At 67.3% G+C, this 24,640-nt stretch carries 22 protein-coding genes and 3 riboswitches; of the genes, 18 read left to right on the top strand and 4 right to left on the bottom strand.

The genetic code is table 11. The features are described from left to right. Positions 1-3: 3 nt before the first annotated feature. Positions 4-639, bottom strand: a complete 636-nt coding sequence (cobO, locus tag QRQ56_RS11990; protein WP_438740006.1) for a cob(I)yrinic acid a,c-diamide adenosyltransferase — start codon at positions 637-639, stop codon at positions 4-6. A gap of 40 nt (positions 640-679) precedes the next feature. Continuing rightward, positions 680-902: riboswitch (cobalamin riboswitch) on the top strand. Positions 903-997: 95 nt separating this feature from the next. Between cobO and QRQ56_RS11985 the strand changes: the two genes are divergently transcribed. From QRQ56_RS11985 to cobJ, 7 genes are read left to right on the top strand one after another with little or no spacing between them, the layout of a single operon-like run. Further along, positions 998-1,372 (top strand): DUF1636 family protein, encoded by a 375-nt coding sequence (locus tag QRQ56_RS11985; protein ID WP_438740005.1) that lies wholly within the window; start codon positions 998-1,000, stop codon positions 1,370-1,372. Further along, positions 1,369-2,403, top strand: a complete 1,035-nt coding sequence (gene cobW, locus QRQ56_RS11980) for a cobalamin biosynthesis protein CobW (protein WP_438740003.1) — start codon at positions 1,369-1,371, stop codon at positions 2,401-2,403. The genes QRQ56_RS11985 and cobW overlap by 4 nt, the downstream gene beginning before the upstream one ends. Then, the gene (cobN, locus tag QRQ56_RS11975) at positions 2,403-5,648 is read left to right on the top strand and encodes a cobaltochelatase subunit CobN (RefSeq protein ID WP_438740001.1); all 3,246 of its coding nucleotides are present in this window, start codon (positions 2,403-2,405) and stop codon (positions 5,646-5,648) included. Before cobW ends, cobN begins: the two co-directional genes overlap by 1 nt. Then, on the top strand, positions 5,645-6,808 hold the full coding sequence (gene cobG / locus QRQ56_RS11970; protein WP_438739999.1) for a precorrin-3B synthase: 1,164 nt from the start codon (positions 5,645-5,647) through the stop codon (positions 6,806-6,808). The genes cobN and cobG overlap by 4 nt, the downstream gene beginning before the upstream one ends. Continuing rightward, complete coding sequence (locus QRQ56_RS11965; RefSeq protein ID WP_438739998.1) at positions 6,808-7,437, top strand: precorrin-8X methylmutase; 630 nt, start codon at positions 6,808-6,810, stop codon at positions 7,435-7,437. Before cobG ends, QRQ56_RS11965 begins: the two co-directional genes overlap by 1 nt. A gap of 2 nt (positions 7,438-7,439) precedes the next feature. Further along, entirely contained in the window at positions 7,440-8,171 is a 732-nt protein-coding gene (locus tag QRQ56_RS11960; RefSeq protein ID WP_438739996.1) for a precorrin-2 C(20)-methyltransferase, read from the top strand. Continuing rightward, positions 8,168-8,902 carry a precorrin-3B C(17)-methyltransferase gene (gene cobJ, locus QRQ56_RS11955; RefSeq protein ID WP_438739995.1) on the top strand — a complete coding sequence of 245 codons (735 nt, stop codon included), beginning with the start codon at positions 8,168-8,170 and terminating at the stop codon, positions 8,900-8,902. The genes QRQ56_RS11960 and cobJ overlap by 4 nt, the downstream gene beginning before the upstream one ends. Here the strand turns inward: cobJ and QRQ56_RS11950 are convergent. Further along, positions 8,878-9,624, bottom strand: a complete 747-nt coding sequence (locus QRQ56_RS11950; RefSeq protein ID WP_438739994.1) for a cobalt-precorrin-6A reductase — start codon at positions 9,622-9,624, stop codon at positions 8,878-8,880. The two genes, cobJ and QRQ56_RS11950, sit on opposite strands and share 25 nt — an antisense overlap. Here QRQ56_RS11950 and cbiE point away from each other — a divergent pair. The 8 genes from cbiE to cobT all read left to right on the top strand — a co-directional run bounded on the left by cbiE (position 9,623) and on the right by cobT (position 16,825). Beyond that, complete coding sequence (gene cbiE, locus QRQ56_RS11945) at positions 9,623-10,804, top strand: precorrin-6y C5,15-methyltransferase (decarboxylating) subunit CbiE (RefSeq protein ID WP_438739993.1); 1,182 nt, start codon at positions 9,623-9,625, stop codon at positions 10,802-10,804. The two genes, QRQ56_RS11950 and cbiE, sit on opposite strands and share 2 nt — an antisense overlap. After that, entirely contained in the window at positions 10,801-11,169 is a 369-nt protein-coding gene (locus QRQ56_RS11940; RefSeq protein WP_438739991.1) for a cobalamin biosynthesis protein, read from the top strand. Before cbiE ends, QRQ56_RS11940 begins: the two co-directional genes overlap by 4 nt. After that, a complete protein-coding gene (gene cobM / locus QRQ56_RS11935) occupies positions 11,166-11,948 on the top strand; it encodes a precorrin-4 C(11)-methyltransferase (RefSeq protein WP_438739990.1) in 783 nt (260 codons plus the stop codon). Before QRQ56_RS11940 ends, cobM begins: the two co-directional genes overlap by 4 nt. Further along, entirely contained in the window at positions 11,948-13,264 is a 1,317-nt protein-coding gene (locus tag QRQ56_RS11930; RefSeq protein WP_438739989.1) for a cobyrinate a,c-diamide synthase, read from the top strand. Before cobM ends, QRQ56_RS11930 begins: the two co-directional genes overlap by 1 nt. Further along, complete coding sequence (gene cobA / locus QRQ56_RS11925) at positions 13,261-13,992, top strand: uroporphyrinogen-III C-methyltransferase (RefSeq protein WP_438739988.1); 732 nt, start codon at positions 13,261-13,263, stop codon at positions 13,990-13,992. The genes QRQ56_RS11930 and cobA overlap by 4 nt, the downstream gene beginning before the upstream one ends. Positions 13,993-14,037: 45 nt before the next feature. Next, positions 14,038-14,257: riboswitch (cobalamin riboswitch) on the top strand. Between the two features lie 37 nt (positions 14,258-14,294). Then, positions 14,295-14,972, top strand: coding sequence for an energy-coupling factor ABC transporter permease (locus tag QRQ56_RS11920; protein ID WP_438739986.1), 678 nt, complete (start codon positions 14,295-14,297; stop codon positions 14,970-14,972). A gap of 40 nt (positions 14,973-15,012) precedes the next feature. Beyond that, complete coding sequence (gene cobF, locus QRQ56_RS11915) at positions 15,013-15,762, top strand: precorrin-6A synthase (deacetylating) (RefSeq protein ID WP_438739985.1); 750 nt, start codon at positions 15,013-15,015, stop codon at positions 15,760-15,762. Between the two features lie 10 nt (positions 15,763-15,772). Then, complete coding sequence (gene cobT, locus QRQ56_RS11910; protein WP_438739983.1) at positions 15,773-16,825, top strand: nicotinate-nucleotide--dimethylbenzimidazole phosphoribosyltransferase; 1,053 nt, start codon at positions 15,773-15,775, stop codon at positions 16,823-16,825. Here the strand turns inward: cobT and QRQ56_RS11905 are convergent. Then, positions 16,818-17,390, bottom strand: a complete 573-nt coding sequence (locus tag QRQ56_RS11905) for a histidine phosphatase family protein (protein ID WP_438739981.1) — start codon at positions 17,388-17,390, stop codon at positions 16,818-16,820. The two genes, cobT and QRQ56_RS11905, sit on opposite strands and share 8 nt — an antisense overlap. A 75-nt stretch (positions 17,391-17,465) precedes the next feature. After that, positions 17,466-17,667: riboswitch (cobalamin riboswitch) on the top strand. Between the two features lie 115 nt (positions 17,668-17,782). Between QRQ56_RS11905 and QRQ56_RS11900 the strand changes: the two genes are divergently transcribed. Together QRQ56_RS11900 and QRQ56_RS11895 are read left to right on the top strand one after the other, a co-directional pair. Next, a complete protein-coding gene (locus QRQ56_RS11900) occupies positions 17,783-20,149 on the top strand; it encodes a TonB-dependent receptor (protein WP_438739979.1) in 2,367 nt (788 codons plus the stop codon). A gap of 12 nt (positions 20,150-20,161) precedes the next feature. Continuing rightward, on the top strand, positions 20,162-21,589 hold the full coding sequence (locus tag QRQ56_RS11895) for a PepSY domain-containing protein (RefSeq protein ID WP_438739978.1): 1,428 nt from the start codon (positions 20,162-20,164) through the stop codon (positions 21,587-21,589). 18 nt (positions 21,590-21,607) lie between these two features. Here the strand turns inward: QRQ56_RS11895 and QRQ56_RS11890 are convergent, their stop codons facing one another. Next, positions 21,608-22,699, bottom strand: a complete 1,092-nt coding sequence (locus QRQ56_RS11890; RefSeq protein WP_438739977.1) for a serine hydrolase domain-containing protein — start codon at positions 22,697-22,699, stop codon at positions 21,608-21,610. Positions 22,700-23,026: 327 nt separating this feature from the next. Here QRQ56_RS11890 and QRQ56_RS11885 point away from each other — a divergent pair, with 327 nt between their 5' ends. Further along, on the top strand, positions 23,027-24,628 hold the full coding sequence (locus tag QRQ56_RS11885) for an ABC transporter substrate-binding protein (protein ID WP_438739976.1): 1,602 nt from the start codon (positions 23,027-23,029) through the stop codon (positions 24,626-24,628). Positions 24,629-24,640: the final 12 nt, after the last annotated feature.

Below are 24,640 nucleotides of genomic sequence, written 5' to 3'. Positions count from 1 at the left end.
AACTCAGAACTCGACGCCGGCCTGCGCCTTGATGCCGGAGCGGAACGGATGCTTCACCAGCGTCATCTCGGTGACGAGGTCGGCGATCTCGATCAGCTCGTCCTTGGCGTTGCGCCCGGTGAGCACGACGTGAGTCATCGGCGGCTTTGAGGTCGTCAGGAACTCCACCACCTCCGCGATGTCGAGATAGTCGTAGCGCAGCGCGATGTTGATCTCGTCGAGCACGACCATCCGCAGGTTCTCGTCGAGAATCAGCTCCTTGGCCTTCTCCCAGCCGGCGCGTGCGGCGGCGATGTCGCGGGCGCGGTCCTGTGTCTCCCAGGTGAAGCCTTCGCCCATCGCGTGGAACTGGCAGAGCTCGCCGAAATGGCCGGTGAGCAGGCGCCGCTCGCCGGTATCCCAGGCACCCTTGATGAACTGCACGACCGCGCAGGGAAAACCATGCGCGACGCAGCGCACGATCATGCCGAAGGCCGACGAGGATTTGCCCTTGCCGGCGCCGGTGTGGACGATGATGAGGCCCTTTTCGCCGCTCTTGGTCGCCATGATCTTGTCGCGGGCGGCCTTCTTCTTCGCCATTTTCTGGGCGTGCCGGGCGTCAGATTCCTCGGCGGTTTGGGTCTCCGGTTCAGGCGTCATCGGTCCCGGTCCTTCGGCTTGACAAGAGGCGGCCACCGGCAAATGGTGGCCCGGCGTTGGTTCCTGTCCTATGACAGGCGAAGAGGGAATGCGATAGGGTCCGAATCGGCAAGATTTGGCTCCAAACTGCAGCCGCCCCCGCGACCGTGACCGGAGAGATGCCCGAAGCCACTGATTCCCTCGGGGAATCGGGAAGGCGGGGATCGAAGGGCCAAAAGCCCTGCTCCGCAAGCCGGGAGACCTGCCAGCGCGGACGAGTTTTGGACCGGCGGACGGGGTGTTCCGCGACGGGGAAACGGGCCCTTCAGGAGAATGGTCCGTGTGCCTCATCGCCTCCCGCTGTTATCTGGAAGAGGCGATGACCGTCACACTGCATGTCTGCATCACCTGCAAAGCCGGCGAGACGCTCGGCGAGGGCGAAACCACGCCCGGCAAGCGCCTGCATGGCGCCATCCTCGAGGCCGGCGTGCCCGACGGCGTCAATGTGGTTCCCGTCGAATGCCTGTCGGCCTGCAGCCAGGGCTGCTCGGTGGCGCTGAGCGCGCCGGGCCGCTGGTCCTACGTCTATGGCCGCCTGTCGGATGCGAATGCGCAGGACGTCGTCGCCGGCGCTGCGGCCTATGCGGCCGCGCCCGACGGGCTGGTGCCCTGGCGCAGCCGCCCTGAAATCTTCCGCAAGCAGTCGCTTGCGCGCATTCCCCCCATTGCCGCGTTGCCGGAGGCCGCCGAATGAACTCGCTCGCAAAAGTCCCGGTCACGGTGGTCACCGGTTTTCTCGGCTCGGGCAAGACGACGCTGATCCAGCATCTGCTCAGCAATCCCAACGGCAAGAAGCTCGCCGTGCTCGTCAACGAGTTCGGCAGCGAGGGCGTCGACGGCGAGATCCTGAAATCCTGCGCGGATGAAAACTGCCCGGAGGAGAACATCGTCGAGCTCGCCAATGGCTGCATCTGCTGCACCGTCGCCGACGATTTCATCCCGACCATGGAGAAGCTTTTGGCGCGGCCGGTGCGGCCCGATCACATCCTGATCGAGACCTCGGGTCTTGCTTTGCCGAAGCCGCTGCTCAAAGCGTTCGATTGGCCCGAGATCCGTTCGCGCATCACGGTCGACGGCGTGATCGCGCTGGCCGATGCCGAAGCCGTCGCGGCCGGCCGCTTCGCGCCGGATCCGGCTGCGGTCGAGGCGCAGCGCGCCGCCGACGAAAATCTCGACCACGAGACGCCGCTGTCGGAAGTGTTCGAGGACCAGATCGCCTGTGCCGACATCGTGCTGCTGACCAAGGCGGACCTCGCCGGTGCCGCCGGCGTTGAGGCCGCCAAGGCCGTGATCACCGCCGAGATGCCGCGCCGCGTGCCGATGCTGCCCGTGACCGACGGCGCGATCGACGCGCGCGTCATCCTCGGCCTTGGCGCTGCCGCCGAGAATGATCTTGCCGCGCGTCCCTCGCATCACGACGGCGAGGAGGAGCACGAACATGATGATTTCAATTCCGTCGTGATCGATCTTCCTGAAGTCGCCGACGTCGATGCGCTGGTCGCATCGGTCCAGAAGTTGGCGCGAGAGCAGAACGTGCTGCGCGTCAAGGGGTACATCGCCGTCGCGGGCAAGCCGATGCGCCTCTTGCTGCAGGCGGTGGGTGAGCGCGTGCGCCACCAGTTCGACAAGCCCTGGGGCGCAGGCCTCAGACAGTCGAAGCTCGTCGTGATCGGTGAGCACGGCGATATCGACGAGGCTGCGATCAAGGCGGGACTGGGTATCTGATGCACGTCGTCTTCCGCGAGAGCCGCGGTCTCGAGGAGACCGCGACGCCAAGGGACATCGGCCAGGATCCGGCCGATCTCGTGGTGCTCTCGTATTCGGATTCCGACCTTGCGGCGTTCGCGGCGGGCTGGCGGCGGGGCCGCGAGAGGCTGCCGTCGCTGCGGCTCGCCAATCTCGCGGAGCTGCGTCATCCGCTGTCGGTCGACACCTATGTCGAGCGCACGCTGTCGCAGGCGCGTGGAATCCTCGTGCGCCTGATCGGCGGCGAGTCCTATTGGGCCTACGGCCTCGCGGCGCTTCAGCAGCTCGCGAAGGACCGCGGCATCGTGCTCGCCGTGCTGCCGGCCGATGGCCGTGACGACACGCGCCTCGATGCGTACTCGACCTTGCCGGTCTCGACGCTGCGGCGGTTGAAGGTGCTCTGCGACACCGGCGGCCCGGTCGCGGCGCAGGCCGCGATCGCGCAGCTTGCGCTGGCCTCGGGCCTGTATGCCGGCCCCGTCATCGGCGAGATGACCGTGCCCGAGATGGGCTTCTACGATCCCGCGCGCGGCGTCATCGCTGCGCCCGCAGCCGGAGCCAAGCCGCTCGCACTCGTGACGTTCTATCGCTCCTATCTCACCGCCGCGGACACCGGCCCAGTCGATGCGCTGATCGCGGCGTTGCGAGATAAGGGATTCGACGCCTATGGCGCCTTTGCCACCTCGCTGAAGGCCCCAGGCGTCGCCGATTGGCTGCGCGGGTATCTTGCGAAAAATCCGGCGGCTGCGATCGTCAACGCGACGGCGTTCTCGGCCGTGGGCGACGACGGCACGACGCCGTTCGATGCCGCCTCGTGCCCGGTGTTCCAAATTGCGCTGTCCACCGCGCGGCGCGAGGACTGGGCGGAGTCGCTGCGTGGCCTGTCGCCCGGCGATCTCGCCATGCATGTGGTGCTGCCCGAGGTCGACGGCCGAATCTTCGCTGGCGTTGTGAGCTTCAAGTCGGCGGCGGAGCGCGATCCGGATCTGCAATTTTCGCATCTGGCCCATCGGCCGGATGAGCAGCGCGTGAAGGCGGTCGCCGCGCGTGTCGCGGCCTGGCAGCGTCTTGCGGAAACGCCGGCTGCCGCGAAGCGTGCCGCGATCGTGCTCTCGAATTATCCGGGCCGCCCGCACCAGATCGCGCATGCCGTCGGTCTCGATGCGCTGGCTTCGGTCGAAGCCTTGCTGTCCGATCTCGCGGAGGCCGGCTACGATGTCGCGCCGGCGCCTGCGCTCGGCGAGCAGTTGCTGACCCAGCAGCTCGCCTGGAACGTCGCCGACTATCGCGCCGCGCTCGCGCGCCTGCCGCAATCCCTGCAGGATGATCTCGCGCAGGCCTGGGGCGCACCAGAGACCGATCCGAGCTGCCGCGATGGCGCCTTCCGCTTCGCGGCGCGCCCATGCGGACGATCGATCATCGCGGTCCAGCCCGAGCGCGGCGATGCGACCACGCGCGATGCCGACTATCACGATCTCGCCCGCACGCCGCGGCACGCTTACGTCGCGTTCCATCTCTGGCTTCGCGCGCAGGGGATCGACGCAATCGTGCATATGGGCGCGCACGGCACGCTGGAATGGCTGCCCGGGAAATCCGTGGCGCTGTCCTCCGCCTGCTGGCCGGAGGCGCTGATCGGCGATCTCCCCGTCATCTATCCCTTCATCGTCAACGATCCCGGCGAGGCCGCGCAGGCCAAGCGGCGCATTGGCGCGGTCACCATCGGCCACCTGCCGCCGCCGCTGGAGACATCGGCCGTGCCGGAAGGCTTGCGCCGTCTCGAACGCCTGCTCGATGAATATTCGACCGCCGATGGTCTGGATCCCGCGCGCCGCCAGCGGCTGATCGCCGCCATCCGCGACGAGGCGCGTGCAGCGGGCCTTGAAGACGATCTTGGCCTCGATGCCTCCGCGGCGCCCGCCGAAGCCATTCCGCGGATCGACCGCTTCGTCTGCGATCTCAAGGAAAGCCAGTACGGCGACGGCTTGCACGTGTTCGGCCGCGGCACCTGCGGTGAAGCGGAGCGCGATGCGCTGCGTTCCGCGCTCGCGGGCAAGCGCATTGCGCCAGGGCCATCCGGTTCGCCCTATCGCGGCCGTCAGGACGTGCTGCCGACGGGACGCAATCTCTTTGCCGTCGATCCGCGCGCGGTGCCGACGCCGTCGGCGCATGCGCAGGGCATCAAGCTCGCCGAGGAGCTGCTGCGTCGTCACCTGCAGGATCACGGTGACTGGCCGAAGGGCCTCGTGGTCGATCTCTGGGGCTCGGCGACGATGCGCACCGCGGGCGAGGAGTTCGCGATGGCGCTGCATCTGGCCGGTCTCGCGCCGCGCTGGGATCACGCCTCCGGCCGTATCACCGGCTACGACATCGTCGCGCCCGCCGAGCTCGGCCGCCCGCGCATCGATGTCACGCTGCGGGTGTCCGGCCTGTTCCGCGATGTCTTCTCGGGACTCGCGCAATTGTTCGAAGCGGCTTCCGAGGCGCTCGCAGGCCGCGAAGACGAGGGCGATGAGAACCCGTATCGCCACCGCACCTCCCGTGTGTTCGCGCCCCGTCCCGGGCAATACGGCGTTGGCCAGTCGGCGATCCCCGATGCCTTCACACCCGAGACACGTGACGCCGCCGGCGAAGCCTGGCTGTCGGCTTCATCCTGGGCGTTTGTGGCGGACGGCGGGATGCAGCACGATCGCGCCGGCATCGAGCAGCGCCTCGCTGCCGCCGACGCCTTTGTCCACGTTCAGGACCTGCCGGAAACCGATCTTTTGCTCGCCGCCGACTATGCCGCGCATGAGGCCGGCGTCGCGGCGGCGGCAGCGCATCTCGGTGCGGCGGAACCGTCTCTCTATCACCTCGACACGACGCGCCCGGAGCAGCCGCATGCACGCACGCTAACCGAGGAGATTTCTCGCGTCGTCCGCGCGCGCGCGGCCAATTCCGCCTGGATTGCCGGCATGATGCGCCATGGCTTTCGCGGTGCCGCCGAGATCACGGCGACGCTCGAGCATATGGCCGCCTTCGCGCATCTCGCCGGCGCCGTGCCGCCGCATCTGTTCGATCTCTATTACGATGCGACGCTCGGCCATGACGACGTCCGTGCCTTCATGGCGCGCGAGAACCCCGCGGCGCTCGCCGCGATGGAAAGCTGTTTTGCGCGCCTGCATGATGCGGCGCTGTGGCAAACGCGCCGCAACTCGATCGCCGCGGCGCTGCGGGAGGCTTCATGAGCGCGGCCGCGGTCAAGGGCTGGTGTCCCGGCGCGCTGCGCCCGATGCTGTCGGGCGATGGCCTCGTGGTGCGCGTGCGTCCGTTCGGTGGGCGGCTCGAAGCCGCGCAAATCACCGGGCTTGCCGAACTCGCCGGGCAACACGGCAACGGTCTGATCGACGTGACGAGCCGGGCCAACCTCCAGATCAGGGGCGTCAGCGAGCAAAGCCATCGGCCGCTGATCGACGGCCTCGCGCAACTGGCGCTGCTCGACCCCGACGCCGATGTCGAAGCCAGGCGCAACATTCTGGTGATGCCTTTCTGGACTGGTGGCGACGAAACACAGTCGCTTGCCGCCGGGCTGGAGGAGGCGCTCGCTGACAGCGGCCTCGCGCTTCCCACCAAGTTCGGCTTCGCCATCGACGACGGACGGTCGCGGGTGCTTGCCGGAAATTCCGCGGACATCCGCATCGAGCGCGATCGCTCCGGCGGTCTGCTGGTGCGAGCCGACGGTGCGACGCTCGGCCGTTCCGTCGCGCGCGGCGAGGCCGTCAGCACCGCGCTGGCGCTTGCGAGCTGGTTCCTGGTCTCCGGCGGCGCGCGCGGCGGACGAGGGCGCATGGCAGCCCATATCGCCTCCGGCGTGGAATTGCCGCCATCGCTGCGCGGCGAGACCGAGCCTGCGCCCGTAATGGCGGCGTCGCGGCCCGGGTGTTATCCGCAAGGCGCGATGGTCGGCGTCGCCTTCGGGCAGATGCTGCACACGACGCTGCATCAATTCGCGACCTGCGGCCATGCGCTGCGCATGACGCCCTGGCGCATGGTGCTGAGCGAGGGCAAGCGGGAGATGCCGAGCGGGGCGGGCCTCATCACCGAGCCGTTCGATCCCGCGCTGCGTGTCATCGCCTGCAGCGGCGCACCGCGCTGCCGCGAGGCCCACGCCGATACCCGCGCGCTGGCCGCGGCGCTCGCGCCCCGCATTGCCGCCGACGCGCGCCTGCACGTCTCCGGCTGCGGCAAGGGCTGCGCCCATTCCGGCACGGCCGCGGTCACGCTGATCGCGACGCGCGCCGGCTTCGATCTCGTCCGCGATGGCTCGACGCGTGACGAGCCGAGCCTGCGCGGCCTGGACGGCGACGACATCGTCAGCGATCCCTCCATCCTCGTCGGAGGACACTGATGCCGCATATTTACGAGACCGACGGCGCGGCGATCTACCGGCAATCCTTCGCCACCATCCGGACTGAGGCCGATCTCGCCCGCTTCACACCCGACGAAGAGCAGGTGGTGGTGCGGATGATCCATGCCGCCGGCATGGTCGGCCTGGAGGCGCATATCCGCTTCACTTCAGGCATGGCGACGGCCGCGCGCGCCGCGCTGCAAAGAGGCGCGCCGATCCTATGCGACGCGCGCATGGTCTCGGAAGGGATCACGCGCGCGAGGCTTCCGGCGGCCAATGCCGTCATCTGTACGCTCGGCGACGAGACCGTGCCTGCGCTCGCGCAATCCATGCGCAACACCCGTTCGGCAGCGGCACTCGAACTGTGGCGACCGAATCTTGGCGGCGCCATCGTCGCGATCGGCAACGCCCCGACCGCGCTGTTTCATCTGCTCAACATGCTTGAGGACCCAGACTGCCCGCGGCCGGCGGCGATCATCGGTTGCCCGGTCGGTTTCGTCGGTGCGGCCGAGTCCAAGGCGGCGCTGATGGCCGCTCCGCCCGTGCCGGCGCTGACCGTGGAAGGACGCCTTGGCGGCTCCGCGATCACCGTTGCCGCCGTGAACGCGCTGGCGAGCCGGAGCGAATAGCGATGGGACGCATTATCTGCTGCGGTCTCGGCCCCGGCGATCCTGACTTGATGAGCGTGCGCTCCGATCGCAACGTGCGGGCTGCGAAGCACGTCGCCTATTTTCGCAAGAAAGGCAGGCCCGGTCAGGCGCGGCGTATCGTCGAGGGCATGCTGGCCGCTGACGTCACCGAATACCCAATGGAATATCCTGTCACGACGGAGATCGCGTTCGACAGCGTGGAATACGTTCAACTGCTCGCCGGTTTCTACGACGAATGGGCCGAGCGCCTGGCGCGGCTGTCGCGCGCGGTCGACGTGGTCGTGCTCTGCGAGGGCGATCCATATTTCTACGGCTCCTTCATGCATCTGCACACGCGCCTGCAGGGCCGCGTCGAGATCGAGGTGATCGCGGGCATTCCCGGCATGGTCGGCTGCTGGAACGGCGTCGGACGGCCGATCGCGCTCGGCGACGACGTGACCACCGTGCTGATGGGCACGCTGCCTGAGGACGAGCTCGAGCGCCGCATGCGTGATTCCGATGCACTCGTTGTCATGAAGACCGGCCGCAACCTTGCAAAGGTGCGCCGCGCGCTCGCAGCTACCGGCCGGCTGGGCGACGCCTGGCTGGTCGAGCGCGGCACCATGCCGGGCGAGCGCGTGGTGCGGCTCGCCGAGGTCGATGCCGCTGACTGTCCCTACTTCGCGATCGTGCTGGTGCACGGCAAGGGCCGGCATCTGGACGCTGCCGAATGACGGGCACGCTGACCATCGCGGGCCTCGGGCCGGGCAGCGATGCCCTGGTGACGCCCGAGGTTGCGGCAGCGCTCGCGACGGCGACCGACATTCTGGGCTACGCGCCCTATGTCGCGCGCGTGCCGCCGCGTGCCGGGCTGACGCTGCATCCGTCCGACAATCGCGAGGAGCTGCAGCGGGCGAGCGACGCACTGCGGCTTGCGTCCGAGGGCGGGCAGGTCGTCATCGTGTCTTCCGGCGATCCCGGTGTGTTCGCGATGGCTTCGGCGGTGTTCGAGGCGCTCGAACAGGCGCCGCAATATCAGGCGCTGCCGATCCGCGTGCTGCCCGGCATCACCGCGATGCTGGCAGCTAGCGCGCGTGCCGGCGCGCCGCTCGGTCACGATTTTTGCGCGATCAATCTCTCGGACAATCTCAAGCCCTGGCCCGTGATCGAGAAGCGGCTGCGGCTCGCCGCGGAGGCCGATTTCTCGATCGCGATGTACAATCCGCGTTCGGCGAGCCGGCCCGAAGGTTTCGGCCGCGCGCTCGCGGTGCTGAGGGACGCCGGCTGCGGCGAGCGCCTCGTGATTTTCGCGCGCGCGGTCAGCGCGGCGGACGAGAAGATCGTGACCGTGACGCTTAACGAAGCGACGCCCGAGATGGCCGACATGCGCACGCTGGTCATCGTCGGCAATTCGCAGACACGCCGCGTCGGCCGCTGGGTCTATGCACCGAGGCGGGTCGAATGACCGAGCCACTGCATCACCTCGGTGACGCTCTCGACCCGTCGGCGTTCGGGCAGTTCCGGTCGCGAGATCATGACCACGGGAAGGCCGAGCATGCGGGCCGCGTCGATCTTGGCGCGCGCGCCGTCGCCGCCGGAATTGCGAGCGACGATCCACGAGATCTCGCGGGCGCGCATCATCTCGAGCTCGCCGTCGAACGTAAAAGGTCCGCGCGAGACAATCACGTCGGCAGCGAAGGGCAGCGGCGCTTCGGGCGGATCGACGAAGCGCAGCGTATAGACATGCTGTGGCTTGCTGGCGAACGGCGCGATGTGCTGCCGGCCGATAGCGAGGAATACATTTGCTGGCGCCTCGGGCAACGCAGCGACCGCCGCGCTGACATCGGCGACTTCTATCCAGCTGTCGCCAGATATCGCGGTCCAAGGCGCGCGTTCCAGCGCGAGCAGCGGCGTGCCGGTTTGCGTACAAGCCTCGATTGCGTTGCGGCTCATCTCGGCAGCGAACGGATGCGTGGCGTCGATCACACGCGTGATGGCTTCGCGGCGGATGTAGTCGGCCAGCCCGCTGACGCCGCCGAAGCCGCCGATGCGGGCCGGCAGCGGCTGGTCGGCGGGCGCGCGGGTGCGGCCGCCATAAGAATAGACGGCGTCGAGCCCGGCACGCGCGATCTCCGCAGCGAGCAAGCTTGCATCGGCCGTTCCGCCCAGTATGAGGGCGCGCATCATGTCTGATCCCTGGCTAACCATCATCGGTATCGGCGAAGATGGCCTTGCCGGGCTGTCCGAAGCAAGCCGAAAGGCGCTCGCAGATGCCGAAACTGTCTTTGGCGGTGAACGCCATCTTGCGCTCGCCGGCGTCGACAGCCGTGGCCGTCCGTGGCCGGTGCCGTTCGACGCCAAGGTCGTGCTGATCTGCCGCGGCCAGCCGACCGTGGTGCTCGCCTCCGGCGATCCTTTCTGGCACGGCGCAGGCGCTGTGCTCGCCGAGAAGCTCGGTAGCGATGAGTGGATGGCATATCCGGCACCGTCGACCTTCTCGCTCGCGGCCGCGCGCTTGGGCTGGCGGCTGGAGTCCGTGACGTGCATCGGCCTCCATGCCGCGCCATTCGAGCGCCTCGTGCCGCATCTGGCGCGAGAGGAGCGCATCATCTGCCTGATGCGCGACGCGGCGGCGGTCGGCGACCTCGCGAAATGGCTGACCGAGCGCGGATGGGGCGCCTCGCTGTTGTGGACGCTCGAGGCGCTGGGCGGGCCACGGGAATATATCGACCAGCATCGCGTCGACCTCTTTGCCGAGGAGGTCGCCGCAGATCTGGTCGCGGTGGCCTTGTGGGCGAGGGGAACGCAAGGCATTCCCCGCAGCTCAGGGCTACCGGACGATCTGTTCGCCCACGACGGCCAGATCACCAAGCGGCCCGTGCGCGCGCTCGCGCTGTCGGCGTTGGCGCCGCGTCCCGGCGAGCGGCTGTGGGATATCGGCGCCGGCTCGGGTTCGATCTCGGTGGAGTGGGCGCTGTGCGGCGGGACGGCGATCGCCGTCGAGGCGCGCGAGGATCGGGCTGCCAACATCGGCAAGAATGCGGCTGCGTTCGGGCTGGCGCACCGCATCACTGTCGTCGCGGGGAAAGCACCCGAAGCGCTTGCTGCGCTGGACGCGCCGAATGCCGTCTTCATCGGTGGTGGCCTCGATCACGCGACGTTCGATGCCATCTGGTCGCGGCTTTCGCCGGGCACGCGGCTGGTGGCGCATTCCGTGACGCTGGAGACGGAAGCGCTGCTCGGCGAGCTGCATCAACGTCATGGCGGCGAGCTGATGCGGGTCGAGATCGCGCTAGCCGCGCCGCTCGGCCGGTACCGCTCCTGGGAGGCGGCGCGACCGGTGGTGCAATGGAGCGTGGTGCGATGAAGGTCGCCGGGCTCGGATTCAGGAAGGATGTCACGCTGGCTTCGCTGCGTGAGGCGCTTCTGGCTGCGGGCGGCCCGGAAGGGCTTGCCGCGATGGCGACCGCCAGCGACAAGGCCGATACAGAACCGCTGAAGCAGCTCGCGCGCGAGTGCGGACTGCCGATCAGGGCGATTCCAGCGGAGACACTGGCCGGCATCGACACGTTCACGCAATCAGGGCTGGTCGCGGAAAAGTTCGGCACGGGATCGGTCGCAGAAGCCGCGGCGCTCGCCGCCGTGGGCCCACGGGCCCGGCTGATTGCGACGCGCGTGGTCTCGCAGGACCGCACGGCGACGGCCGCGATCGCCGAAGGAGACGGCGCATGACGGTGCATTTCATCGGCGCAGGGCCTGGCGCGCCTGACTTGCTGACCTTACGCGGCCGCGACCTGATCGCGTCCTGTCCGATCTGCCTCTATGCGGGCTCCCTTGTGCCCGAAGGCGTCCTGGCGCATTGCCCGCCCGGGGCGCGCATCGTCAACACCGCGCCGCTGTCGCTCGACGAGATCATCGCGGAGATCTCTACGGCGCATGCGGACGGCAAGGATGTCGCGCGGCTGCATTCCGGCGATCTCTCGATCTGGTCGGCGATGGGCGAGCAGCTCCGTCGCCTGCGCGCACTCGATATTCCCGTGACGGTGACGCCGGGCGTGCCGTCGTTCTCCGCCGCTGCGGCAGCGTTGGAAGCGGAGCTCACACTGCCGGGGCTCGCCCAGACGGTGGTGCTGACGCGCACGCCGGGCCGCGCCAGCGCGATGCCCGAGGGGGAGAAGCTTGGCGCCTTCGCCGCGACCGGCGCCGTGCTCGCGATCCATCTCTCGATCCATCTGCTCGACCAGGTCGTCGCCGAGCTCACGCCGCATTATGGCAAGGATTGCCCGGTCGCGATCGTCTGGCGCGCGAGCTGGCCGGAGCAGCGCATCGTGCGCGCGACGCTGGCGACGCTCGATGCCGCTGTCGGCACCGAGATGGAGCGCACTGCCCTGATCCTGGTCGGCAGGACGCTCGGCGCTGCGCATTTCGACGAAAGCCGCCTCTATGCCGGCGACTACGACCGCCGCTATCGGCCGGTCGGCACCGAGCCGCGCTTTCCGGAGGCGACGTGATGGCGGCAGGCCTCGTCATCTCCGCGCCGGCCTCCGGCGTCGGCAAGACCACGCTGACGCTGGCGCTCGCGCGTGCCTGGCGCCATCGCGGCCTGAACGTGCAGTGCTTCAAGAGCGGCCCCGACTACATCGATCCCGCCTTCCACGCCGCTGCGACGGGACGCGCCTCCGTCAACGTCGACAGCTGGGCGATGGATCGCGGCACCATCGCGCATCTCGTCAGCCGCGGCGCGGATGCCGATATCGTGCTCGCCGAGGGATCGATGGGCCTGTTCGACGGCGTTGCCGCGCGCGGCGTGTCCGGCACCGGTGCCACCGCCGATATCGCGGAGATCCTGGGCTGGCCGGTCGTGCTGGTGATCGATCCGTCCGGGCAGGCGCAGACGGCCGCCGCGATCGCGGCGGGCCTGCGCGACTACCGCGCCGGTGTGCGCCTCGCGGGTGTCGTGCTCAACCGCGTCGCCAGCCCGCGGCATGAAGACCTCGTGCGGCGCGCGCTGGTCGACGCCGGCATCGCCGTGTTCGGCGCGCTGCCGCGCCATGCCGAGATCAGCCTGCCGAAGCGGCATCTCGGCCTGGTGCAGGCCGAAGAGCAGGCGGAAATCGGAAAGCTGATCGACGAGGCTGCACGGTTCGTTGCGCAGCATGTCGATCTCGAAGCGGTGCTGCGATCCGCGGCCAGCTGGTCGTCGTCGCCGCCGACGGCGGCGAGCGGAGCGAACGTGGTGCCACCCGGCCAGCGCATCGCGCTTGCGCGCGATGCCGCGTTCTCCTTCGTATATCCGCACATGCTGGAGGCCTGGCGCGCGGCGGGCGCGGAGATCGTGCCGTTCTCGCCGTTGGCCGATGAAGCGCCTGATACGCGCGCGGACGTGTGCTGGCTGCCCGGCGGCTATCCTGAACTGCATGCCGGCAGGATCGCCGCCAATGCCCGGTTTCGCAGCGCCTTGCGGGCCTTCGCCGAAACGCGGCCCGTACATGGCGAATGCGGGGGCTATATGGTGCTCGGAACCGCTCTGACCGACGCGGACGGTGTCCGCCACGAGATGACGGGCCTGCTTGGCCTGGAGACCAGCTTTGCCAAACGCCGCATGCATCTCGGCTATCGCCTCGCAACGCTTGCCGCGCCGATGCCGGGACATCGCCCCGGTGCGCGGCTGCGTGGGCATGAGTTTCACTATTCGACCATCCTTGCCCAGCCTGACACGCCGCTCGCGGTCGTGCATGATGCAACGGGCGCCGTCGTCGCCGAGAGCGGCTCGCAGCGCGGCCACGTCAGCGGCACCTTCTTTCACCTGATCGCGGAGGATCGATGAGCGGATTTGTTTCCTTCATCTCCGCCGGGCCCGGCGACCCTGAATTGCTCACGCTCAAGGGCGCCGCGCGGCTGCGCGAGGCCGACGTCGTGCTCTATGACGATCTCGCCTCCGGCGCGATCCTCGATCTGGCCCGGCCCGATGCCAATCTCGTCGCGGTGGGGAAACGCGCGGGGCGCCCCTCGACCAAGCAGCATCACGTCAACCGTCTGCTGGTCGACTATGCGGCAACCGGGGTGCGCGTGGTGCGGCTCAAGTCGGGCGATGCCGGGATTTTCGGCCGGCTCGAGGAGGAGATCGAGACGCTGCGCGAGGCCGGCATTGGCTATGAGATCGTTCCCGGCGTCACCTCGGCCTGTGCCGCGGCGGCCCAGGCCGGCATTCCGCTGACCCGGCGCCACACCGCGCGCCGGGTGCAGTTCGTGACCGGCGCCGACGTCACCGGCGATCTGCCGCCGAATCTGAATTGGGCGGCGCTGGCCGACCCTGAAGCGACGACCGTGGTCTATATGGGCCGGCGCACCTTTCCGGCGCTTGCCGCAAAATTGATCGCGCACGGGCTCGCCGCGGACACCCCGGCGCTGGTCGCCGAATCCCTCGGCCGTTCCGACGAGCTTCTGGTCCGCACCACCATTGCCGAGCTTGCCGAGCAGCTTGCCCGCGGGGGCGCGCCCTCGACCGCCGCCGTGATCCTGTTCGGCGCGCTGGCAGGGGATTATCCGTCATGATCGCCCCGGCCGCGCCTCGCCACTTGACGCCGGCTCGGCGAAAGAGGCACACAGGAGAGGCATGGTGCTCAACGCGGCGCAAAGCGTCGGAGCATAATCGGGAATGGGGGTGGGCGGACCCAGTTGCGGCGCCCAAAACCCCAGCCGCCCCCGCGACTGTAAGCGGTGAGGGACTTCGATCAGCCACTGGGCCGTTGAGGCTCGGGAAGGCCGGAGCACCCAGTGAACCGCGAGCCAGGAGACCGGCCCTGCACGTTTTGAGGCCAAGGCCGTCGGGTGTGACGGCAGGAAGGATCTGAGCCATGCATATCGAACCCGGGATCGTGACGGGCGCCAAGCTCGTGTTGAGTTACGCAACCGGCATCGCCGCAGGCGGCGTTGCCTTGAAGCTCGCGGCCGAGACCGTGCGCGAGCAGGGCATCGGCTCGTTCGCAGGCCGGACGCTCGCGACCACCGTTCTCGTCTTCGTCTTCTTCGAGATCCTGCCGCACTTCCCGGTCGGTGTCTCCGAAGTGCACTTCATCCTCGGCTCGACGCTGTTCCTGCTGTTCGGTGCCGCGCCCGCCGCCTTCGGCCTCGCATTCGGCCTGCTGCTGCAGGGCGTGTTCTTCGAGCCTCAGGACATCCCGCAATACGGCATGAACGTCACGACGCTGCTGGTGCCGCTGTTCGCGATCCAGGCGATCGCTTCACGGATCATCCCGCGCAACACCGCCTATGTCGATCTCAGGTATCGCCAGGCGCTGGCGCTCTCGACGACCTATCAGGCCGGCGTGATCGGCTGGGTGGCGTTCTGGGCTCTCTATGGCTCGGGCTTTGCGATGAGCAACCTTGCGAGCATCGCTACGTTCGCGGCGTCCTACGCGCTGGTCATCGTGATCGAGCCGCTGGCTGATCTCGCCGTGCTGGCGCTGGCGAAGTCGCTGCGCGGCGTCACCGCGCCCGGCTTCGTCACCCCGCGCCTGCACAACGCGGCCTGAGAGATCAGCGAAGGGCGGTCCGCCGCCCTTCGCGCTCGCGATGCTCACGCTCTCCCTGATCGGCATCGGTTGCGGCGATCCCGGCCAGCTGACGCGCGCCGCCGTTGAAGCCATCAACGCCGCCGATCTCGTCCTGATCCCGCGCAAGGGAACGGCGAAGTCCGATCTCGCCGATCTCAGGCGGACGATCTGTGCGGATGTCCTGACCAACCAAACGACGCGCATCGTCGAGTTCGATCTTCCCGTGCGGGACGCAGAGGAAGCGGACTACCGCAAGGGTGTGGACGATTGGCACGATGCGATCGCGGCGACCTGGCGACAGGCGATCGCCGATCATCGCGACGGCGAGGGCAAGGTCGCGCTGCTGATCTGGGGCGATCCCTCGCTGTATGATTCCTCGCTGCGCATTGCACGCCGGCTCGATCCCTTGCCGAAAATCGAGGTCGTGCCCGGCATCACCTCGATCCAGGCCCTGTGCGCGGTGCATGCGCTACCGCTCAACGACATCGGCGAGCCCTTTCTGGTCACGACGGGGCGGCGCTTGCGCGAGGGCGGCTGGCCGGCAGGCGTCGACACCGTCGTCGTGATGCTCGACGGCGGCACCGCGTTCCAGTCGCTCGATCCGGCCGGGCTCTACATTTATTGGGGCGCCTATCTCGGCATGCCCGATCAGATCCTCATGTCCGGTGCGCTGGCCGAACTCTGCCCGCGCATCGTCGCAGTGCGTCAGCAGGCGCGCGAGCGGCATGGCTGGATCATGGACAGCTACATTCTCAAGCGCGCGCGTTAGGCGAGGCAGCATGCTCCCCGAATGGATTTATCAACAGTGCCCCGAGATCTCCGCGGTCCATCGCGACGCCGCGATCGCGCGGCAGGCGCAACTGACGAAACCGACCGGCGCGCTCGGCCGGCTCGAGCAGCTCGCGATCGAGCTCGCGGGCCTGCAGGCAACCGACAAACCGCGGGCCGCGCGCGTGCCGATCATCGTCTTCGCCGGCGACCACGGCATCGTCGCGCAGGGCGTCTCGGCCTATCCGCAAGCCGTGACCATCGCGATGATGGCGAATTTTGCAGCCGGCGGTGCCGCGATCTCGGTGCTGGCGCGCGAGCTCGGCTCGAGCCTCGACGTCGTCGATGCCGGCACGCTGGCGAATGAGGCGATGGCTGATATCATCACCGACAAGCCGCGCCACGGCACGCGCGATTTCAGCGTCGAGGCGGCGCTTACGCCTGCGGAGCTGGCGTTCGCCTTCGAGGCAGGCCAGCGCGCGGTCGTTCGCGCGGAGGCAGCCAAGCCGGATCTGCTGATCTTCGGCGAGATGGGGATCGGCAACACCACCACGTCGGCGGCGATCGCGGCGAGCCTGCTCGGCACCAGCGCCGAGGAGATAGCCGGCAGCGGCACCGGCGTCGATGCGGCCGGCCGTGCGCACAAGGCCCGCGTGATCGATGCGGCAATCGCGCGGCATGGCGTCGGTAGCGCGTCGCCGGAAAAGATCCTGTGCGCCGTCGGCGGCCTCGAGATCGCGGCGATCTCAGGCGCGATCATCGCGGCCGCGCAGCGCCGCATTCCCGTGTTGATCGACGGCTTCATCGTGTCGGTCGCCGCGCTCGCGGCGGCGCGGCTGAACCCGTCGTGCCAGCCCTTCCTGCTGCCCTCGCACCAGTCGGCCGAGCAGGGACATCGGCTCGTGTTGCGTGCTCTGAACGTGCAGCCGCTGATCAGCCTCGATCTCAGGCTCGGCGAGGGATCGGGCGCCGCCATCGCGCTGCCGCTGGTGCGTCTCGCCTGCGCGCTTCACAACGGCATGGCCACCTTCGCGCAGGCCAACGTGCCCGACAGGCCTAGCTGATCCGCTGATTGACCGACACGACGCGCCAGCCCGTCGCGAGCCGGTCGATCCGGGTCAGGGACAAGGGATCGATCACGAAGCGCAACGCGGCCTGCGGCGTCAGATCCAGCGCGATGCAAAGCGCGGCGCGGATGGTGCCTGAATGCACGACGAGCGTGGCCGGTCTGCCGCCGATCCGCGTCAGGCCCAGCCGGACGCGCGCGACCTGGTCCGCAAAACTCTCGCCGCCCGGCGGCCGTCCGCCAGCCGGATCATTCCAGAACTCCGCGTAGGCCTCGCCGCCGCTGGCCGCGAGCTCGTCATGCCGATGGCCGGTCCAGTCGCCGAAATCCTGCTCGCGGAATTCATGGATCAACTCCGGTTCGAGCCCGAGCGCGCGCGCCGTCTCGACCGTGCGGCGCGAAGGGCTGGCATAGCCGGCGGCATCCTGCGGCAGACGGCGCCGCAGCGCATCCAGCCGCACGCGATCGCCGAGATCGGCCGGCGCATCGGCGGCGTGGATGGTGCCTGCGACGCCCGCGACGGGCGCGTGCCGTATCAGCCAGAGGAAGGTCTCGCCTTCCATGCTCAAACACTCCAAGGAAGTTGGTCGCTGTGGCAATAACGCCGCATGGGATACATTGACTCCGTCGTGATGGTAATCCTAGATGCTTGCGACGGTTTCCCCGAGAGGGGATGAAAAGGGAATGCGGTGCGGGGACATTGTCCCCAATGCCGTGGCTGCCCCCGCAACTGTAAGCGGCGAATCTTGCATCACTGGCCACTGGGCATCTCGGTCCCGGGAAGGCGATGCAAGGTACTGACCCGCGAGCCAGGAGACCTGCCGTCAGCCGTGGTCACACGCGAAGATGTCGGTCGGGGAGTACAGACATTCGGCTTCATCGGACGGCCGTAAGGCCCAAGGTGAGACCTCGTTCGCTGTGACGTGCCACTGACGTCATACCGAGGTTTTTTGCCGTGTCTTCCATCCGTATCGTACGACCGCGCCGTTTCGTGCTTGCCTCCGCCGCCCTTGCGCTTGCCGCGGCCGATATGCCGGCCGCGCAGGCCCAGCAATCCCGCGAGCCGCTGCCGCCGATCGAGGTGTCGCCCGCCCAATCCCGCGAGCGGGCCAGCAAGCCTGCCGGCCGGGAAGGGCAAAGCGCCCGCCGCGCATCATCGCGCAGATCCGCTTCTATTGCAGCGCCAAAGCCCGCGATGCCGGGCGATGGCGCACAGACGCAGGCGGCGACGCCGCTTAACAGCAATGCGGTGGCCGAAAGCGCCTCGCGACTCGGCCTGACGGTGCGGCAGACGCCCGCGACCGTCGAGGTCATCTCGGCGGAGACCATGCGCGAGCAGGGCTATCGCACCGTGTCCGAAGTGGCGCAGGGCGCGGTCGGCGTCACCTCAGGCGACGCTCCCGGCGAGCCCGCGGGCTTCTCGATGCGCGGCTTCACCAACAGCCAGATCAACACGCTCTATAACGGCATCAAGATCGGCCCGCAGAACATGACCTCGCGGATCATGGACACCGCCAATCTGGAGGCCGTGGAATTCCTGAAAGGTCCGGCCTCGCTGATGTCGGGCGAGGGCGCCGCCGGCGGTGCGATCAACTTCGTCACCAAGCAGCCGCACACGGGGCCGATCCGGAACGAGGCCGATTTCTCCTGGGACTCGCTCAACTCGTTTCGCGCGCATTACGGCTCGGGGGGCAGCACCAATGTGCAGGGCCTCGATTACCGCTTCGACATCAGCCGCTCCTCGCTCAACGGCTTTGTCGACGACACCAACACCAAGATGCTGGATGTGTCGGGTCAGCTCAACTACCGCGTCTCCGACAGTCTCAAGGTCTGGGGCGCGATCGAGTATCGCGAAGATCGCGGCAAGGCCTATTGGGGTGCGCCGCTGGTGCCGGTCGCCTTCAGCGGCTCGCATGCGACGAACGGAATTGTTTCAGGCAATTACGTCTCGAATTACAACGGAACCAATCTCGGCGCCGTCACCATCGACGACCGCACCTTCAAAACCAACTATAACGTCCTCGATAACCGTAACGTTGGACAGGAAGTCTGGCTGCGCGGCGGTTTCGAGCTGAAGCTGGCGCCCGATCTGACGCTGAAGAGCCAGGCCTACGGCTATGGCGCCGAGCGCAGTTGGTTCAACAACGAAATCGAGGCGTTCAACGCGACCACCAACCGGGTGGACCGCGAGCGCTTCTATGTCGCGCACAGCCAGCGGCTGGTCGGCAATGTTACCGACCTGATCTGGGATGCGAACATCGCCGGGTTCGACAACCGGATGGTGACGACGCTGTCGTCGAGCTATCTCGACTTCGTCAGACCGGGCGCTGCGAACTTCCCCGGTGATTCCGTGTCGCTCGTCGATCCCAACCTCGGCTTCTACGGCCTGTTGACGACGCAGCAACAGACCGCGCGTATCGACAACGAGGCGCTGTCGTTCGAGGACCGGCTGAAGCTGACGCGGAACTTTGCGCTGGTCGGCGGCCTGCGTGTCGAGCATATCGGGCTCGACCGCAACTCGACCGACGTCAACGGACTGGTGAAGGCAGGATTCCCGTATTCGAAAGACTGGGCGCCCGTGACGGGTCGTATCGGCTACACGTGGGAAGCCGTACCCGGTCTGACCTTCTACAGCCAGTACGCAACCGGGGCAGACGTGGCTGCAAACAACATCTTCTTGTTGCGCCCGACCGATCAGCTCGATCTGACCACCGCGCGCACCTACGAGACCGGTGTGAAGCATCTGTTCTGGGACAACCGGGCGGAATGGTCGTTCTCGGCCTATGACATCCTGCGCAAGAACGTCTATGCCGCGGCCGGCGGCCAGACGCTCAACATCGCCGGGCGGCAGGAGTCCAGGGGCGTGGAGCTTGCGGCCTCCATACGCCCGATCGATCCGCTGCGGCTCTGGGGCAACATCGCCTATGTCGACGCGCGCTATGCCGACTTCAACTTCGTCGGCGGCTCGTTCTCCGGCAACACGCCGCCGAACGTGCCGCGCGTCGTCGCCAATGCCGGCGCGTCGTATCGGTTCTTCACGCCCTGGCCGGTCGAGCTTGGCATCACCGGCCGCCATGTCGGCGACCGCTACAACACCGATGCCAACACGGTGACGATGAAGGCGTATACCGTCGCCGACGTCTATGCCTTCGTCGACATCCCCAAGACGGTGTTTGCCGCGGTCGACCAGGCGCGCCTGACCTTCCGCGTCCGCAATATCACGGACAAGCGCTACGCGATCTGGGGCGATCCGTTCTATCCCGATCAGATCCTGCTCGGTGCACCGCGTACCTATGAGCTCTCGGCCGCGTTCAAATGGTAGGGCGCTGACCGCATGATGAGCGCGATCGTCCTGCTGCATCGCTGGCTCGGGATCGCGTTCTGCCTGCTGTTCGCGATGTGGTTCGCGACCGGCATCGTGATGCACTTCGTTCCGTTCCCGTCGCTGACGGAAGCGGAACGCTTTGCCGGGCTGGCCCCGCTGGACCGGATAGAGGCGCGGATCGCGGTCGCCGATGCGGTCGCCGCGAGCGGGATCGCAGATGCGACGCGCGTTCGGTTGATCCGGCGCAGCGACGGGCTCGCCTATGTCATTGCGGGATCATCTCGCCTGCGCGCGGTACGCGCCGCCGACGGAGGCGACGCATCGGTAGCTTCCTCCGATGTGGCGCTTGCCATCGCGCAGGATCACGCTCGCCGCCGCGGGCTCGATGCCGCGCGCGCAACGATGTCAGCGCAGGTGGAATACGATCAGTGGACCGTGCCGAATGGCTTCGATCGCCATCGGCCGCTGTTTCGCATCGCTCTCGGCGATCCCGAGGGGACGGAGATTTATGTCTCCTCGCGAACAGGCGAAGTCGTCCTGGATACGACGCGAAGCGAGCGCGGCTGGAATCTCCTAGGCAGCGTGCTGCACTGGATCTATCCGACGGTGCTGAGAAGCAATTGGGCGCTTTGGGATGGCGCCGTCTGGACGCTATCGTTGCTGGCCTTGATCGCAGCCGTGCTCGGCGCGGCGCTCGGCATCGTGCGGATCAAGACGAACAATGCCCGTCTCGCAACGCCTTATCGCGGCTGGCACGCATGGCATCACGTCCTCGGCCTTGCAACGATGGTGTTCGTCCTCAGCTGGATCTTCAGCGGCTGGCTGTCGATGGATCATGGCCGGTTGTTCTCGCGGGGGCAACTGACCGCTCTCGAAGCGGCTGCGGTGCATGCCATGCCCGCCTGGGCGACCGCAGCAGCGCTCGACCGGACGCCGCTACCGTCATCGGCGCGGGAGGCCGAATGGTTCGCCTTCGACGGCAAGCTCTACCGCCGCGACCAGCTTGCGCTGGATTCGCAGGCGCTGGTCAGGACGAACGATGCGTCCGATACGGGGCAGGCCGGATTTCTGAGCGCGCATGACGTTCAGACCTTGACGACCCGCCTTGCCGCGGATTGCGGCGTTCCCAGCATTCTCGCCAGCAATGATGACTATCCCGCGCGCTCCGCCGTCGTGGGTGCGCCGGTCTACCGGTCTCGCTGCGGCGATCTCTGGTTCGATATCGACGGCGCCGATGGCAATTTGCTGCAAAGGCTGGATGCTTCGCGTCGCGCCTATCGCTGGGCGTATGGCGCGCTGCACACGCTGGATTTTCCGGTCCTTCTCGCGCATCCGGTTCTGCGCGAGGTCCTAATTATCGCGCTGTGCGGGTTTGGATTTGTCTTTTCCGTCACGGGAATCGTCATTGGCTGGCGGCGCCTGATGCTATCGCGTTGATCGCGTCCAATACGCAAGTCAGCCCGCAACGGGAACGGCTCGCAAGACCTCCTTGAAAATGCCGGACTGCAGCTGAAAGGCGCGCGGGCTGTAGTCCTGATAATAGCCGGCGGTCACGGTCACCACGAGATCAAGCTCGGGAACGATGCGGATGGATTGCCCGCCGCGACCGAGCGCGGCGTCCCAATGGATCTCGCGTCCGCCGTGGAGGGAGCGGCCGAGCCACCACAGATAGCCGTAGAAGTAGGGACCCGTGGCCTCCAGCCGCGGTCTTGTCGAGGCGTCGATCCATGCCTTCGACACGATCTGACGATCGTTCCAGCGGCCGCCCGCGAGGACGAGCTGTCCGATCTTGACCATGTCGCGCGGACGCATCCGCAGTCCTCCGCCGGCATTGGTGTCACCCTTCACGCGCGACCACTCGAAGCGGGTAATGCCGAGCGGCTCGAACAGCACCTCGCGGGCGAATTCGTCGAGCGGCTTTCCGACGGCCTTTCGGACGATGGCCGAGACCAGCGTGAGCACGCCGGTGTTGTAGAAGAAGTCCTGTCCGGCCGGCGCGATCATGGGAAGACCAAGCACATAGCGGCAGGGATCGGCGGCCATGTGCATGCGGGCCTCGTCGTTATTGTCGTTGCCGGTGCTCGGCGTTGCCTCCACCCATTTCATGCCGACCGACATGGTGAGCGCGTGCGACAGAAGGATGCGGTCCTTCTCGGACGAGCGCAGGTCCGACAATTCAGGGAAGAAGTTGAAGATCGGTTCGTCGACGCCCGATATCAGACCCCGATCGATCGCGATCCCGAGCACGAGAGATGCCACGCTCTTGGACACCGATTTCATGTCATGCAGCGTATCGGCATCGAAGACGGCGTTTGCAATCGGACGATCGTTGGCCTCGTCGTAGCCCTTCAAATAGCGTTCGAACACCAGCTTGCCGCCGCGCGAGACCAGGACGGCGTGCACATTGGCAGACGCCGCGAGCCGGTCGGTCATCCTGCACAACGCCGAGTTATCGACCAGCCCGTCCGCGGTGCCGGGCGCAATCGGCAGACCATCGGCTTGCGAGGCAGGGGCGCTGCAGGAGCCGGGCTCTGCGGTTGCGGGCATTCCGGCCAGCGGTGACAACGCCGCGCCACCGATAAGCGATATGAACTGGCGCCGTTTCATTCGATCTTGCCGCTGATCTTGCCGCTCTCGTCCACGACAACCGGATTAATGCATCGCACAATGCTGCCATCAGAAATTGTCGGGGGCAACAGCCGTTTCGTTCAGTTGAAGCTGTCGGCGGTCCTCGGAGTCTGGCTCACGAAGATGACAGTGAGATCGCGCTGGTGAAGGCGCATTTAGTGGCATACCATTTGCTTGCCAATGAGCTCTGGTTTCACTGCTCTTGGCCAACGATGGCCGGCATCACGGCAATACTGGGAGGATTTCATGGATCGCAGGACCGTACTGAAGGGACTGGCCGGTGCGGGCGGTCTGGCGTTGACCGGCCTCTCGGCCCCGGCCATCGCGCAAGGCGCATCGGCCCGTACCCTGCGTTTCGTACCTCAAGCCAACCTTGCCAATTTCGATCCGATCTGGGGCACGCAATATGTCGTGCGCAATGCGGCAGCATTGGTCTGGGACACGCTTTACGGCATCGACGCGCAGCTCCAGCCGCAGCGCCAGATGGTGGAGTCCGAGGAGACCACCGACGACGGCAAGACCTGGACGTTCAAGCTGCGCCCCGGCCTCAAGTTTCATGACGGCGAGCCGGTGCTGGCCAAGGACGTCGTCGCGAGCCTGTCGCGCTGGGCGGCGCGCGATCCCATGGGCCTGATGATCATTGCGATCCAGCAAGAGCTGACCGCCGTCGACGACCGCACCTTCAAATGGGTCCTGAAGCAGCCCTTCCCGAAGATGCTCTACGCGCTGGCCAAGAACAATGCGCCGTGCTCATTCATCATGCCTGAGCGCATCGCCAAGACCGATCCGTTCAAGCAGATCACCGAATATGTCGGCTCGGGCCCGATGAAGTTCGCCAAGGGCGAGTGGGTGCCGGGCGCCAAGGCCGTGTTCGAGAAATTTGCCGATTACGTGCCGCGGCAGGAGAAGCCATCCTGGCTCGCCGGCGGCAAGCAGATGATGGTCGATCGCGTCGAATGGATCGTGATGCCGGATCCGGCCACCGCGGCCGCCGCCCTGCAGAACGGTGAGGTCGACTGGTGGGAGAATCCGATCGCCGACCTCGTGCCGGTGCTGAAGAAGAACAAGAACATCAGCGTCGACATCGGCGATCCCCTCGGCAATATCGGCTCGTTCCGCATGAACCATCTGTTCGCGCCGTTCAACGACGTGCGGGCGCGGCGGGCGGTGCTGATGGCGCTGAGCCAGGAAGATTACATGCGCGCGATCGTCGGCGACGACGACGCGTTGTGGAAGTCGCTGCCAGGTTTCTTCACGCCGGACACACCGGTCTACAACGAGTTGGGCGGTGATATCCTCAAGGGCAAGCGCGATCTCGACGCGGCCAAGAAGCTGCTGGCCGAGAGCGGCTATTCCGGCCAGCCGGTGACCTGCCTGGTCGCGCAGGACCAGCCGATCACCAAGGCACAAGGAGACGTCACCGCGGATCTCCTGAAGAAGCTCGGCATGAATGTCGATTTCGTCGCGACCGATTGGGGCACGGTCGGCTCCCGCCGCGCCGCCAAGACGCCGCCGGGGCAGGGCGGCTGGAACATGTTCCACAGCTGGCACGCCGGCGCCGATTGCATCACGCCTGCCGCCTATACCGCCATTCGCGCCAACGGCGACAAGGCCTGGTTCGGTTGGCCCAACAGCCCGAACACCGAAAAGGAGATCACGGGCTGGTTCGACGCCAAAAGCGTCGACGAAGAGAAGGCGGCGATCGGGCGGGTCAACAAGGCGGCGATCGAGGATGTCGTCTATGCGCCGACCGGCTTCTTCCTGACCTACACGGCATGGCGCAAGAACGTCTCCGGCATCGCCAAGGGGCCGCTGCCGTTCTTCTGGGGCGTGTCGAAGTCGGCATGATGGCGCGCTGAG

Origin of the sequence: Bradyrhizobium sp. U531, from assembly GCF_051710265.1 — a bacterium.
GTDB lineage: Bacteria > Pseudomonadota > Alphaproteobacteria > Rhizobiales > Xanthobacteraceae > Bradyrhizobium.
Note: the sequence above shows the minus strand (reverse complement) of the source record. Positions and strands in the feature narration are given on the sequence as shown.

What these genes read in the sequence shown, in the direction of transcription:
- cobA (WP_438739988.1), top strand. Translation starts at nt 13,261, where the DNA reads ATGAGCGGATTTGTTTCCTTCATCTCCGCCGGGCCCGGCGACCCTGAA.
- cobM (WP_438739990.1), top strand. Translation starts at nt 11,166, where the DNA reads ATGACGGTGCATTTCATCGGCGCAGGGCCTGGCGCGCCTGACTTGCTG.
- cobN (WP_438740001.1), top strand. Translation starts at nt 2,403, where the DNA reads ATGCACGTCGTCTTCCGCGAGAGCCGCGGTCTCGAGGAGACCGCGACG.
- QRQ56_RS11930 (WP_438739989.1), top strand. Translation starts at nt 11,948, where the DNA reads ATGGCGGCAGGCCTCGTCATCTCCGCGCCGGCCTCCGGCGTCGGCAAG.
- QRQ56_RS11940 (WP_438739991.1), top strand. Translation starts at nt 10,801, where the DNA reads ATGAAGGTCGCCGGGCTCGGATTCAGGAAGGATGTCACGCTGGCTTCG.
- cobW (WP_438740003.1), top strand. Translation starts at nt 1,369, where the DNA reads ATGAACTCGCTCGCAAAAGTCCCGGTCACGGTGGTCACCGGTTTTCTC.
- QRQ56_RS11895 (WP_438739978.1), top strand. Translation starts at nt 20,162, where the DNA reads ATGATGAGCGCGATCGTCCTGCTGCATCGCTGGCTCGGGATCGCGTTC.
- cobG (WP_438739999.1), top strand. Translation starts at nt 5,645, where the DNA reads ATGAGCGCGGCCGCGGTCAAGGGCTGGTGTCCCGGCGCGCTGCGCCCG.
- QRQ56_RS11885 (WP_438739976.1), top strand. Translation starts at nt 23,027, where the DNA reads ATGGATCGCAGGACCGTACTGAAGGGACTGGCCGGTGCGGGCGGTCTG.
- QRQ56_RS11965 (WP_438739998.1), top strand. Translation starts at nt 6,808, where the DNA reads ATGCCGCATATTTACGAGACCGACGGCGCGGCGATCTACCGGCAATCC.
- cobJ (WP_438739995.1), top strand. Translation starts at nt 8,168, where the DNA reads ATGACGGGCACGCTGACCATCGCGGGCCTCGGGCCGGGCAGCGATGCC.
- cobT (WP_438739983.1), top strand. Translation starts at nt 15,773, where the DNA reads ATGCTCCCCGAATGGATTTATCAACAGTGCCCCGAGATCTCCGCGGTC.
- QRQ56_RS11960 (WP_438739996.1), top strand. Translation starts at nt 7,440, where the DNA reads ATGGGACGCATTATCTGCTGCGGTCTCGGCCCCGGCGATCCTGACTTG.
- QRQ56_RS11890 (WP_438739977.1), bottom strand. Translation starts at nt 22,699, where the DNA reads ATGCCCGCAACCGCAGAGCCCGGCTCCTGCAGCGCCCCTGCCTCGCAA.
- QRQ56_RS11920 (WP_438739986.1), top strand. Translation starts at nt 14,295, where the DNA reads ATGCATATCGAACCCGGGATCGTGACGGGCGCCAAGCTCGTGTTGAGT.
- QRQ56_RS11985 (WP_438740005.1), top strand. Translation starts at nt 998, where the DNA reads ATGACCGTCACACTGCATGTCTGCATCACCTGCAAAGCCGGCGAGACG.
- cobO (WP_438740006.1), bottom strand. Translation starts at nt 639, where the DNA reads ATGACGCCTGAACCGGAGACCCAAACCGCCGAGGAATCTGACGCCCGG.
- cobF (WP_438739985.1), top strand. Translation starts at nt 15,013, where the DNA reads ATGCTCACGCTCTCCCTGATCGGCATCGGTTGCGGCGATCCCGGCCAG.
- QRQ56_RS11905 (WP_438739981.1), bottom strand. Translation starts at nt 17,390, where the DNA reads ATGGAAGGCGAGACCTTCCTCTGGCTGATACGGCACGCGCCCGTCGCG.
- cbiE (WP_438739993.1), top strand. Translation starts at nt 9,623, where the DNA reads ATGTCTGATCCCTGGCTAACCATCATCGGTATCGGCGAAGATGGCCTT.
- QRQ56_RS11950 (WP_438739994.1), bottom strand. Translation starts at nt 9,624, where the DNA reads ATGATGCGCGCCCTCATACTGGGCGGAACGGCCGATGCAAGCTTGCTC.